The organism is Nocardioides silvaticus (genome assembly GCF_003160695.1).
Classification (GTDB): Bacteria; Actinomycetota; Actinomycetes; order Propionibacteriales; family Nocardioidaceae; genus Nocardioides; species Nocardioides silvaticus.
The window spans coordinates 142,175-153,364 of sequence record NZ_QGDD01000011.1 but is presented as its reverse complement, the minus strand read 5'-3'; the positions used below and the strand labels follow the sequence as shown (position 1 = coordinate 153,364).

Genomic DNA, 11,190 nt, shown 5'->3' with positions numbered 1-11,190 from the left:
CGTGGGCGCGGTGGTGGTGCCAGGAGCAGAGGAGCACGCCGCGGTCGAGGTCGGTGTTGCCGCCGTTGGCCCATGGGTCGAGGTGGTGGGCTTCGCACCAGCCGGCGGGGATGGTGCAGCCCTCGGCGCGGCAGTGCTGGTCCCGGAGTCTCATCGCTTTGCGTTGGGCGGGTGAGAACAGTCGGCGGGTGCGGCCGAGGTCGAGGACCTCGCTCTTGCCGCCGAGGACGACCGGGATGATCCCGGCGGTGCACGCCAACCGGCGGACCGCAGCGGCGGAGAGGGGTTCGCCGCCGACCACGGTGCCGGTGCCCAGCTCGTTGCGCAGTGACTCCAAGGGGATGGTGACGAGCAGGGTGGTGGTGTCACCCCCGTGGGCCGGGAGGTTGTTGGGGTCGAGGTGCTCCAGGAGTGCGCAGAAGGCGTGGCCGAGGCGGCGGGGGTAGGGGATCCGGTCCTCCTCCCCACCCGCAGCGTGCTCGGCCTTCCTAGGGCTGGTGAAGGCGTCGAGGTAGGTGCGCAGACGGTGGGCGTCCAGGTCGGGCAGGACGCCGGTGAGGCGGGTGGTGCCGTCCCCGATCGGTTTGAACACCAGGCGGCACTTCTCCCGCGCCCGGCGCTCTTCGTCCTCGAGGCGTTTGGCTTCCTCGGCCTCGGCGATGTCGGGGGCCACGATCTCCAGGATCCGCCGCCCGAGCCTGCGGAGGTCGCGGGGACGGAACTCCTTGCAGTAGTCGACCAGCTGCTGCTCTGCCTTCGCGACGAGCTCGGGGTCGAGGTCCTTGGGCAACGCATCGAGCGCGTGCACGACGACTTGTGCTTGGTCTGTGGACACGGATCCGTCGGCCATGCCGGCGGCGACCTTCGCCCACCTGCGGTCCAGTGCTTCGGCCAGGCGGGCATCGGCACGGCCGTGGTTGAAGTCGGTCAACGTCAGGGTCGAGAGCCAGGCGCCGAGGTCGCGGGCACCGGAACGCGACGCAGTGTCCTGGGCTGCTGCCACCACCCGTAGCCGTGCCTCGGCCACGATCGCCTCGAGCTCGGCGAGCTCGCGGACCGCTGCTTCCTGGTCGGCCGGGGACATGAACACCGGCTGGACGTCGCGGACGTCCTTGAACGCGGCCTTCGCGGTCGCGGCGGCAGCACGGATCGGATGAAGGGCGGTGTGCTCGCTCATCCGGACTCCCAGGCTGCTACGGGTCCGGTGGCCTGGTGCCGGGGTGTCCTAGATCTGAGTCTCGTGGACGGCTGGTCGAGGGGTTCGACGTACGTCGATCGTACACCAGTTCGACTCAAGATGGAAGTACTGAACGCGGCGGATTACCCGAAAGTACGGCGGTTTCTTGGCTTGCGGGGTCTCGATACGTCCTCGCGCCAGAGCGCTCGGCCTACTCGACCACCGAGGACGACCCGCAGGCTGGCGGCGGCGCGCAACCACCCGCCCCTCCCTCCGTCCAAAGCCTTTTCGGTCGCCACCGCCCACGACCCGCACGGCCGCGGGCATCGCGCCGCGTCTCGATACGGCCTCGCGCCAGAGCGCTCGGCCTACTCGACGACCGAAGGGCGCCAGAGGGCGGTATGCCGGCAGCGGCGCGCACCCCCGCACCCCCTCCCTCCGTCCAAAGCCTTTCGGTCGCAACCGCCCACAGCCCGAAGGCCGCAGGGATCTCACCGCGTCTCGATACGCCCTCGCGCCAGAGCGCTCGGCCTACTCGACGACCGGAAGGCTCGGGCTACTCGATGACCGAGGGGGGCACGCCCGACGACCGAGCGCCGAAGCCGATCCGCCGACACGCCGCGTGTGGGGAGGATGTTCGGGGCGAGGACGGGCACTGTGGCGGGATGAGCACGCGCTTGGCCGACTGGCCGTCGGTCACCGACACGTTCCTCGACGTCGACGGGCGGCAGGTCCGGGTCCTCGAGGCGGCGGGGCGACGCCGGTCCAGCAGGGCGCCACAGCTGCTGGTGCACGGTCTCGGTGGGTCGTCGGTCACGTGGATCGAGGTGATCGAGGGGCTCGCCGAGTACGGCCCCGTCGTCGCCGTCGACCTCCCCGGCTTCGGCCGGACGCCGGTCACCGACGACGACCCGCTCACGATCCGGGGGTACGTCGACTTCGTCCTCGCGGTCGCCGACAGTCTCGGCTGGGACTCGTTCACGCTGCACGGCAACTCGATGGGCGGGCTGATCGGCACCCTGCTCGCGGCGTACCACCCGGAGCGGATCGACAGCCTGGTGCTGGTCTCCCCCGGCCTCCCGCCCCGCACGCCGCTCGGCTTCCTCAACCCGAGCCGGGCGACGATCGAGGGGATGCTGCCGATCGCGATCTCCTCGCTGACCGCGCTCGCGCTGGGCCTCGTGGGGCTGGCCGGCCCGGCGCTCGACGAGCGCCGCAACCGGGCGCTGCTCAAGCTCATCTTCCCCGACCCCGACGGCGTGGACCCCGCCGTGCTCGACCTGATGGCGGCGGACTTCGCCGAGGACATCGAGGGGGTTGACCGCCGACGGGCCCTGCTCGCCGCGACCTGCTCCATCTCGACCATGTGGGCCGACCCGCGCCGCAGCTGGCGCGCGGTGCGCAAGGTGCAGGCGCCGACGCTGGTCCTCGGCGGCACCCAGGACGCGCTGGTGCCGGCGAGAGTCCTGCGGTCGGTCCTGGCGGCTCGGCCCGACTGGGAGGGCCACGTCCTCGACGACCGGCGGCACGCGCTGATGCTCGAGGACCCCGAGAGCTACCTCCGCCTCTTCGACGCCTGGCACGAGAGCGCCGCCGCCGCCTGAGCGGGCGGCTACGCCGCGCCCGAGCGGGTACGACGTACGCATGACCCGATCACCCGAGGACGACAAGCGCATCGAAAGCCGCGCCGAGCTGCTCCCGGAGGAGTCCCGCGCCGGGAGCGACGACCCCGAGGCCCAGGCCGAGGCCATCCTCGAGGAGTCCGACGAGCGGATCGACGACCCCGAGGGCACCCGGCGCGACAGCACCCAGACGCCCGGTCCCTGACGGGGCTCAGCCCTCCGGCGGCTGCTGGAGCGAGATCCAGCGCCAGAGCACGATGCTGCCGGCGGCGAGGCCGAGGCCGATGAGCCCGTACCACCAGCCGCTCGAGAGCGGCTCGGTGAGCGCACCGACCACGATGCCGGTCAGAGGGACGGCGAGCCAGACGACCGCGAGCGCGACCCACAGCCGCGGGACGGAGGGCGGCTGGTGGTCGGGCAGCTCGGTCATGGTGAACCCCTAGAGGCGCTGGGCAGCGGGAACGAGCTGCTCGATCGCGACGAGACCGGCGGCGTCGTCCTCGTGGACGACGGCGACGTCCCAGTAGTTCTGGGCCTTGACCCCGACCCGCTCCTCGAGCGGCGCGGTGAGGCCGCCGATCTCGTCGACGGTGGTGCGGCCGAGCGGCCGGCCGCCGTTGTCCCACACGGCGACGTCGTGGTAGCCGAGCTTCTCCAGGCGCGGCCAGACCGCGAGCGGGTCGTTGCCGGCGAGGCGGGACAGGCGGTGGTCGTACTCGAAGAACAGCACCGGGCGGGTGCCGCCCCACGCCTCGGTGATGGCGGGCACCAGCTCGACGTCGTAGCCGTCGGTGTCGCTCTTGATGAGGCGCAGGTCGGAGAACGACGGGTACTTCTCGCGCAGTGCCTCGGGGGTGATCGTCGGGAGCGCGTCGCCGACCTCGCCCTCGGCGAAGCGCGTCGTCCCGCCGGTGCGTACGGCGGTGGTCGCCTCTGTGCTGGGGTCCGGGGTCAGCAGCGCCTCGACCACGGCGACCCGCGGGTCGTCGTCGACGTTGAGGTGGAGGTACTCCAGGAAGTAGGGGTCGGCCTCGACGCAGAGGATCTGGGCGTCGGTCGCGTCCAGGATCTGCAGCGCGGAGTCGCCGACGTTGGCGCCGACGTCGAGCACGGTCACCGGGGCGGACGACGTGGAGAGGGCTGCGGCCAGCTGCACGAGGTTCTGGCCGTAGGGGCCGTCGCCGGCGTAGTCCGGGAGCCGGTGCGGCCAGGGCAGCACCATCTTCACGCCCTGGACCTCCCGCACCACCTTGCGGTTCGGGAAGCGGTCGCGGACCCACCACCCGAGGTGGGCGCGGACGCTCGTCGGGAGGTCACGAAGTCTCGGCACGGGCTGCACCTTAGGCCACGTTCGGGGTCTCAGTCAGACAGACCATCCCGCGAACTCCTGTCCGGTGAGGGCACGCAGGTCCTCGGCCTCGGGGCCGAGCACCTTCCGCAGCCGTTCCAGCGCGTCCGCGCTGGGCTCGGGCCGGTCGACGGGCTTGCTGACCCGGCGGAAGACGAACGAGCGCAGCCGCCACAGCTGCTCGGTGGGGAGCTTGTGGGCGAGCCGGATCAGCGCCGGGCGGCGGAGCGCGCGGTACCAACCGGGCAGGACGCCCTTGTCGCCGTACGAGTTGCGCGGCCGCAGCGCCTCCTCGTCGAGCTCGATCTGCTCGAGCCCGAGGAAGTCGAAGATCCGCCGCATCGTCACCGCAGGCTGGTCGCGCAGGTCGCCCAGGTCGACCACCAGCACCCGGCTCGGGTCGAAGCGGCGGTAGATCTCGCGCAGCTGGGTGGCGTAGCGGCTGGGAGCGACGATCCGGTTGTGCGGCTCCTCGACGTCGGAGAGCGCCGCCTCGATGTCCTCGGTGATGACGCCCCAGGTGGCCTCCTCGACGTACTCCGCGACCGTCCGCTCGATCGGGTCGCGCACGAGGTAGATCAGCCGCGCGTCCGGCACCAGGTCGGCCATCCGGTCGACGACGCCGGGGAACGTGGGCCACTTGGTGTACTGCGGGGTCGACTCGCCGCGGTAGGCGGTGCCGGGGGCGAAGTACTCCTGGTAGCGACTGACCCACGACAGATGGTCGGGGTCGGTGAAGAACCGGACCTCCTTGTCCTCCGACATCGAGATCTCGGGGTGGAGGGCCAGGTAGTTGTGGAGGCTGGTCGAGCCGGCCTTCGCGGCACCGACGACGACCAGGTTCGGCAGCCGGGCCGGGTCGGGCGGCACCGTCGTGCGATCCCCGCGTGGCACCCGGTCCTTGCGCGCGACGCTGAGGTCGCACCACGGGCACACGTCGAGCGGCTGACCGTCGGCGACCATCAACCAACCGAGCTTGCGCATCTCCGGCAGCGTGCTGCAGGAGATCACCGGCGGCACGCAGAGGTCGCACTGCAACGAGACCAGCTCGTCGCGGCCCTCCCGGGGGAAGCGGGCGAGGACAGTCATCAGCGTCCGAGCAACCTGGACATCTGCTCGTGGTCCGCGTCGACCATCAGCCTCGCCAGCGCCTCGGCGTCGGTGTCGGGCTTCCAGCCGAGGACCTCGCGGGCCTTGGAGGCGTCGCCGATGAGCGCGTCGACCTCGGTCGGCCTCTCGTAGGACTCGTTGTAGCGGACGTGGTCCTCCCAGTTGAGTCCCGCGTGCTTGAACGCGTAGTCGCAGAACTCGCGCACCGTGGTGCCGATCCCGGTCGCGAGCACGTAGTCCTGCGGCTCGTCGTGCTGGAGCATCCGCCACATGCCCTCGACGTACTCCTTGGCATAGCCCCAGTCGCGGATCGCGTCGAGGTTGCCGAGCGTGAGGTGGTCGGTGACGCCGAGCTTGATCGAGGCCACGCCCAGCGTGATCTTGCGGGTCACGAAGCTCTCGCCCCGGCGCGGGGACTCGTGGTTGAAGAGGATCCCGGAGACGGCGAACAGGTCGTAGGCCTCGCGGTAGTTGACCGTCACCCAGTGCGCGTAGAGCTTGGCGGCGCCGTACGGCGAGCGCGGGTAGAACGTCGTGTTCTCGGCCTGCGGCGGCGGGGTCGCGCCGAACATCTCCGACGTCGACGCCTGGTAGAAGCGGCAGTCGATCTTCGCGGCGCGGATCGCCTCCAGCAGGCGCAGGGTGCCGGTGGCGTCCGTCGACGCGGTGTACTCCGGCATCTCGAAGGAGACCTTCACGTGGCTCTGCGCGCCGAGGTTGTAGACCTCGTGCGGCGTGATCTCCCGGATCAGGTTGACCAGGCTGACGCCGTCGGTGAGGTCGCCGTAGTGCAGGTGGAGCGACGAGTTCTGGTGCAGGTGGTCGATCCGGCCCCGGTTGATCGTCGAGGCCCGGCGCACCAGACCGTGCACCTCGTAGCCCTTCTCGAGCAACAGCTCCGCGAGGTAGGAGCCGTCCTGACCGGTGATGCCGGTGATGAGTGCACGCTTCGTCACGCGGGTCACCGTATATGGCCGTTAGTCTCTGGGCGCTCCAAGTCCGTAGATTCGAAGGATTCGAAGGGATCACCCCATGCACCTGGTCGTGGACGCCGTCGTCGTCCGCTACGGAAGCTCCGCGATCGTGGTCGAGCACCTGCTGCGCGGCTGGCGGCAGGCGTTCCCCGACGACCGGGTCACCGTGCTCGTCGACGGCTCCGGGCCCGCGTTCTCGGTGCCGGAGGGCTACGCCGTGGAGACCGTGACCCCGCCCGTCGGCGGTCCCGCCGGGGCGGCGTGGCTCCGCTCCTTCGGCGTACGACGTGCGGCGCGTCGGCTGCGTCCGGACGCCGTGCTCGCGGCCGTGCCGGCGAGCGGGCTGGCCGGCTACGGCGCGGGCACCCGCCGCGGCCTGATCCTCTACGACCTGCGCCACGAGCTGCGGCCGCACCAGTTCTCCGGGAAGACGCGGCTCTCGCGACGGGTCTCGTGGGGCTGGACGATGCGGCGCGCCGATGGGATCTACACGATCTCCGAGCGCACCCTCACCGACCTGCGGACCCGCCACCCGCGCCTCGCGCGGCACGGGGTGGCCGCCCAGCTCGGCAGCGACCACGTCGACGACTGGCCCGCGGTCGCGGCCGACGGCCCGCCGTACGCCCTGGCGTTCGGGCACTTCGGCAACAAGAACGCCGACGCCGTCATCGAGGGCTGGGCGCAGTTCTGCCGCACCCACCCTTCGCCGGGCCCAGGAGAGGCGTGGCGGCTGCGGCTGGTCGGCATGGGGAGCTCGGACCGGGCGGCCGCCACCGAGCGGGTCGCCGCACTCGGCATCGGCGACCGGGTGGAGCTGATGCCGTGGCTCGACGACGCGCAGTTCCAGGACTGCTTCGCGGGCGCGGGCCTGGTGATCTTCCCGTCGGACTTCGAGGGGTTCGGGCTGCCGGCGATCGAGGCGATGCGGCTGGGCAAGCCGGTCGTGGTGTCCGACGACCCGGCGCTGGCCGAGGTGACCGGCGGGCACGCCGTCGTGGCCGCGTCGACGTCACCGGAGGACCTCGCCGCCGCGATCGATCGGGCGCTCGCACTCACCCCCGACCAGCTCGCCGCCGGCCGGCGGTTCACCGACGGCTTCGCCTGGCGGCGGACCGCGACCGTCGTCCGGGACTCACTGCTCGGTGCCGCCGACTGACAGGTACCGCACGTCGTCGGCGACGCCGGTCCGCAGCCGCTCCTGGTCGACGGTGACCATCAGCCGCACCAGGTCCTCGAACGACGTCGTCGCCCGCCAGCCCAGCGCGCCAGCGGCCGGCTCGGGGTCGGCGACGAGGACCGCGGTGTCGGCCGGCCGGACGAGGGCCGGGTCGGTGACGACGTACGGCGCCGGGTCGTCGATGCCGACCACCGCGAACGCGGTCGCGAGCAGGTCGGCCAGCCGGTGGGCCACGCCGGTGCCGATCGGCAGGTCCCGCGGCTCGTCGGCCGCGACCATCCGGCACATCGCGTCGACGTAGTCCCCGGCGAAGCCCCAGTCGCGGCTGACGTCGAGGTTGCCGAGCCGCAGCTCGTCGACGCGACCGGCCGCGATCTCCGCGACGGCGCGGGTGATCTTGCCGGTGACGAAGGCCGTGGTGCGCAACGGGCTCTCGTGATTGTGCAGGCGGGCGTAGCAGGCGTGCAGGCCCTGGCGCTCCCGCACCTCGCGCACCACCTCCTCCGCAGCCGCCTTCGCCTGCGCGTAGGGGCTGTGCGCGGCGGAGCCGGTGACCTCGGCCGAGGACGCCTGGAAGAAGCGAGCCTCGTGCCCGGTCCGGCCACGCAGGTCGAGCAGCGCCCGCACCAGCGTCTCCACCGCCCCCTGGTTGACCGCGTAGGTGATGTCGGGCTCGTCCCAGCTGCGGGCGACCGAGCTCACCGCGGCCAGGTTGTAGACCTCGTCCGGTCGGACCCGGTCGACGAGCGCCCGCACCTGGTCGTCGTCGCACACGTCGAGCGGCACCACCTCGACGTCGCCGAGGTACGCCGTGCGCAGGGCGGGTGGTGCGGCGGCCGCCGGTGCCACCCCGACGACCCGGGCGCCGCGAGCGCGGAGGAAGCGCGCCAGGTAGATGCCGTCCTGTCCGGTCACGCCGGTGATGAGGACGGTTCGTCCCGGTTCTTCCTGCACGGGCGTCAGCCTAGAAGTACCCTTCCGGGACAAGGGACCCGGACGTCCTCGTCTGCGCCCACGATGTGTCGGTCCCCGGCACCGTGGTCACGCGGGTGGGAGAGTGCGGGCCACAACCATGGGGGCACCACCGATTGGAGTGTTTGGCTACATGTCTGTTCGACCAGTGGATGTCGTGGTCGCCGGAGGCGGCGGTTTCATCGGGGGTCACCTCGTGGCCGACCTGCTCGCGCAGGGCAAGACCGTGCGCTCGGTGGACGTGAAGCCGACCGACGAGTGGTACCAGGTGCACGAGGACGCCGAGAACGTCCAGGCCGACCTGTCCCTGCGCGAGAGCGCCTTCGACGCGACCGCCGGGGCCGGCGAGGTCTACATGCTCGCCGCCGACATGGGCGGCATGGGCTTCATCGAGAACAACAAGGCGCTCTGCATGCTGTCGGTGCTCACCAGCACCCACATGCTGCAGGCGGCGCAGGCGCACGACGTCGAGCGGTTCTTCTACTCCTCCTCCGCGTGCGTCTACGCGGCGGACAAGCAGACCGACACCGCCATCACCGCGCTCAAGGAGGCCGACGCCTACCCGGCGATGCCGGAGGACGGCTACGGCTGGGAGAAGCTCTTCACCGAGCGGATGTGCCGGCACTTCCGCGAGGACTACGGCCTGCAGACCCGGGTCGCTCGCTACCACAACGTCTACGGCCCCGAGGGGACGTGGACCGGCGGCCGCGAGAAGGCCCCGGCCGCGGTGTGCCGCAAGATCGCGACCGCGGTCATCACCGGCAACCACGAGATCGAGATCTGGGGCGACGGCGAGCAGACCCGCAGCTTCATGTACATCGACGACTGCGTGCGCGGCTCCCAGATGATCCTCGGCTCCGACCACGTCGAGCCGATCAACCTCGGCAGCTCCGAGCTGGTGTCGATCAACCAGCTCTACTCGATCGTCGAGGAGTTCGCGGGCATCAAGTGCGAGCGGTCCTACCAGCTCGACGCGCCGCAGGGCGTGCGCGGCCGCAACTCCGACAACACGATCATCAACGAGGTCTTCGGCTGGGAGCCGTCGATCAGCCTGGTGGACGGCCTGTCCAAGACCTACGCGTGGGTCTACGACCAGGTCAAGCGCGACCTGGGCTGACCGCCCTCGGCACGGCTTCGCGCGCCGGCTCGACCACCAGGTCGGCCGGCGCGTCGTGCTTCTTGCGGACGTACGGCGCCAGCATGGCGAGGGCGGCGAGCGACGCCGGCACCCACACCGTGCGGTCCCACAGGCCCGGGAAGGTCGGGCCGACGCCCATGTAGACCCAGACCATGTAGCTCAGCCGGCGCAGCGGGTGCGCCGAGAACAGCGGCCGCGCGAGCTTGTAGAGCACCATGAGGTAGCCGATGAGGCCGATGAAGCCGACCGCGATCGCGGCCTCGAGGAAGACGTTGTGGAACTCCTCGACCTTGTTGAAGCCGCTGCCGACGATCGGTGAGGACCACAGCCGGTCGAACCCGACCTTGAGGCCCTCGGTGCGCACCGCGTCCGAGGCGCTGGCCGTGCCCGAGCCGGCGAGCCGGCCGATCGCGGACTCCTCGCCGAAGATGTCGATGATGTAGGGGATGCTCAGCACGCCGAGGGCGCCCAGGCCGACCCAGGCGAAGCCGGTGACCGCGGACCGCTCGACCAGCGGGACGAGCAGGACGATCACGACGAGCACGATGATCGAGGCGCGGCTGCCGCTGATGACGATCGACAGCAGGCTGGTCGCCACGAAGCCGAGCAGGACCACCCGCACGAAGAACCCGCGGTAGATCGGCACGAAGTACAGGACGATCACGATCGAGGTCAGGCCGGCGAGGCCGAACGCGTTCGGGTGGTGGGTGAGGCCGTCGTACCGGCCGGCGTGGATCGGGCCCTCGACGAAGGCGTAGGCGGTGCTGATCAGGTGGCCGCCCAGGTAGCTCCAGAGCATCAGGTTGATGGCCTTGAGCTCGGGCCGCCACCACGCCACGAGGATCGGCAGCACGCCGATGAAGAACAGCCACTGCACGGCGTAGAACGCGTTGATGAGCAGGTCGCCGGTGACGATGACCGACACCAGGCTCATCACCGACATGATGAGCAGGCCCGACAGGTAGACCGTGGGCAGCTTCAGCTTGTTGCCCACGAACGTGGGCAGCAGGTGGATGACGCCGATGATGACGAACGCGTCGCACGGCGGGATGCCGCCGATCATCTGCTCGAGACCGCGGTAGGCGGGTGCCGTGGCGAACGCGGCCATCATGCAGGCGATGCCGGTCACCCGCGACCCGAAGGCCACGACGAACGCGAGGTAGGCGGCCAGCACAACCGCGACGACGGCGTAGAGGAGGCCCTTGGTCGCGACGAAGATGAGCCCGGACGCGAGCAGCACGGCAACGAGCGTGGCGACGACGCCGCTGCTCCTGCCCCTCACCTGGGTGACCACCCGGTTCCCTTCACCTCGTTGCAACCCCGCGGGAGTCTAGGCGGTTACGGCCGGGAAGACTCAGCCACCGGCAAACGGTGGCAGGAACTCCACCGTCGCACCCGGCGGCACGACCACCGCGGCGGCGTCCCGGGTGCCGACCGGCTGGTCGCCGACGAGCACCGAGCAGACCGCGATCACGTCCGGCAGACGAGTGCCCGCGTGTCGTCGTACGACCTCTGCGGTGAGGTCGGCCAGCGTGGTCGGACCGCTCACGTCGACGACGTCCTCCGCGGTCCCGGCCGCCGACCGCGCCGCCGCCCAGTAGCGGACGCGGATGACCTGCGTCTCATCCACCGTCGTTTCCCTTCCGCGTGACGTCGCCGTTTCGATATCGTC

Annotated in this window: 12 protein-coding genes; 4 read left to right on the top strand and 8 right to left on the bottom strand. The window is 71.1% G+C overall.

From position 1 onward, the window contains the following. Nucleotides 1-1,177: HNH endonuclease signature motif containing protein (locus tag DJ010_RS20350; RefSeq protein WP_109697206.1), on the bottom strand; the 1,177-nt coding region annotated here is incomplete at its 3' end. Nucleotides 1,178-1,842: 665 nt separating this feature from the next. Here DJ010_RS20350 and DJ010_RS20345 point away from each other — a divergent pair. Together DJ010_RS20345 and DJ010_RS20340 are read left to right on the top strand one after the other, a co-directional pair. Further along, the gene (locus DJ010_RS20345; RefSeq protein WP_158283081.1) at nt 1,843-2,781 is read left to right on the top strand and encodes an alpha/beta fold hydrolase; all 939 of its coding nucleotides are present in this window, start codon (nt 1,843-1,845) and stop codon (nt 2,779-2,781) included. A 40-nt stretch (nt 2,782-2,821) separates the two neighbouring features. Further along, on the top strand, nt 2,822-3,004 hold the full coding sequence (locus DJ010_RS20340; protein WP_109697202.1) for a hypothetical protein: 183 nt from the start codon (nt 2,822-2,824) through the stop codon (nt 3,002-3,004). 6 nt (nt 3,005-3,010) lie between these two features. Here the strand turns inward: DJ010_RS20340 and DJ010_RS20335 are convergent, their stop codons facing one another. From DJ010_RS20335 to gmd, 4 genes are read right to left on the bottom strand one after another with little or no spacing between them, the layout of a single operon-like run. Further along, nucleotides 3,011-3,229: a hypothetical protein gene (locus tag DJ010_RS20335; protein ID WP_109697200.1), complete on the bottom strand. Its 219-nt coding sequence runs from the start codon at nt 3,227-3,229 to the stop codon at nt 3,011-3,013. Nucleotides 3,230-3,238: 9 nt separating this feature from the next. After that, nucleotides 3,239-4,129: an FkbM family methyltransferase gene (locus tag DJ010_RS20330; RefSeq protein WP_109697198.1), complete on the bottom strand. Its 891-nt coding sequence runs from the start codon at nt 4,127-4,129 to the stop codon at nt 3,239-3,241. A 33-nt stretch (nt 4,130-4,162) separates the two neighbouring features. Further along, nucleotides 4,163-5,236: a sulfotransferase family protein gene (locus DJ010_RS20325; protein ID WP_109697196.1), complete on the bottom strand. Its 1,074-nt coding sequence runs from the start codon at nt 5,234-5,236 to the stop codon at nt 4,163-4,165. Continuing rightward, the gene (gene gmd, locus DJ010_RS20320; protein ID WP_109697251.1) at nt 5,236-6,213 is read right to left on the bottom strand and encodes a GDP-mannose 4,6-dehydratase; all 978 of its coding nucleotides are present in this window, start codon (nt 6,211-6,213) and stop codon (nt 5,236-5,238) included. The genes DJ010_RS20325 and gmd overlap by 1 nt, the downstream gene beginning before the upstream one ends. Nucleotides 6,214-6,289: 76 nt before the next feature. Here gmd and DJ010_RS20315 point away from each other — a divergent pair, with 76 nt between their 5' ends. Then, nucleotides 6,290-7,387 (top strand): glycosyltransferase family 4 protein, encoded by a 1,098-nt coding sequence (locus DJ010_RS20315; RefSeq protein WP_109697194.1) that lies wholly within the window; start codon nt 6,290-6,292, stop codon nt 7,385-7,387. Here DJ010_RS20315 and DJ010_RS20310 read toward each other — a convergent pair. Further along, nucleotides 7,364-8,362 (bottom strand): GDP-mannose 4,6-dehydratase, encoded by a 999-nt coding sequence (locus tag DJ010_RS20310; RefSeq protein ID WP_158283080.1) that lies wholly within the window; start codon nt 8,360-8,362, stop codon nt 7,364-7,366. The two genes, DJ010_RS20315 and DJ010_RS20310, sit on opposite strands and share 24 nt — an antisense overlap. 151 nt (nt 8,363-8,513) lie before the next feature. Between DJ010_RS20310 and DJ010_RS20305 the strand changes: the two genes are divergently transcribed. Then, a complete protein-coding gene (locus tag DJ010_RS20305; protein ID WP_109697189.1) occupies nt 8,514-9,497 on the top strand; it encodes an NAD-dependent epimerase/dehydratase family protein in 984 nt (327 codons plus the stop codon). On the opposite strand, the gene DJ010_RS20300 is transcribed toward DJ010_RS20305, so the two are convergent. Beyond that, the gene (locus DJ010_RS20300; protein ID WP_109697187.1) at nt 9,478-10,812 is read right to left on the bottom strand and encodes an O-antigen ligase family protein; all 1,335 of its coding nucleotides are present in this window, start codon (nt 10,810-10,812) and stop codon (nt 9,478-9,480) included. The two genes, DJ010_RS20305 and DJ010_RS20300, sit on opposite strands and share 20 nt — an antisense overlap. Nucleotides 10,813-10,872: 60 nt before the next feature. Continuing rightward, nucleotides 10,873-11,148 (bottom strand): MoaD/ThiS family protein, encoded by a 276-nt coding sequence (locus tag DJ010_RS20295; RefSeq protein ID WP_245927749.1) that lies wholly within the window; start codon nt 11,146-11,148, stop codon nt 10,873-10,875. Nucleotides 11,149-11,190 lie beyond the last annotated feature (42 nt).

Coding starts and splice junctions, on each gene's coding strand:
- DJ010_RS20305 (WP_109697189.1), top strand. CDS start 8,514: ATGTCTGTTCGACCAGTGGATGTCGTGGTCGCCGGAGGCGGCGGTTTC.
- DJ010_RS20325 (WP_109697196.1), bottom strand. CDS start 5,236: ATGACTGTCCTCGCCCGCTTCCCCCGGGAGGGCCGCGACGAGCTGGTC.
- DJ010_RS20335 (WP_109697200.1), bottom strand. CDS start 3,229: ATGACCGAGCTGCCCGACCACCAGCCGCCCTCCGTCCCGCGGCTGTGG.
- DJ010_RS20340 (WP_109697202.1), top strand. CDS start 2,822: ATGACCCGATCACCCGAGGACGACAAGCGCATCGAAAGCCGCGCCGAG.
- DJ010_RS20315 (WP_109697194.1), top strand. CDS start 6,290: ATGCACCTGGTCGTGGACGCCGTCGTCGTCCGCTACGGAAGCTCCGCG.
- DJ010_RS20345 (WP_158283081.1), top strand. CDS start 1,843: ATGAGCACGCGCTTGGCCGACTGGCCGTCGGTCACCGACACGTTCCTC.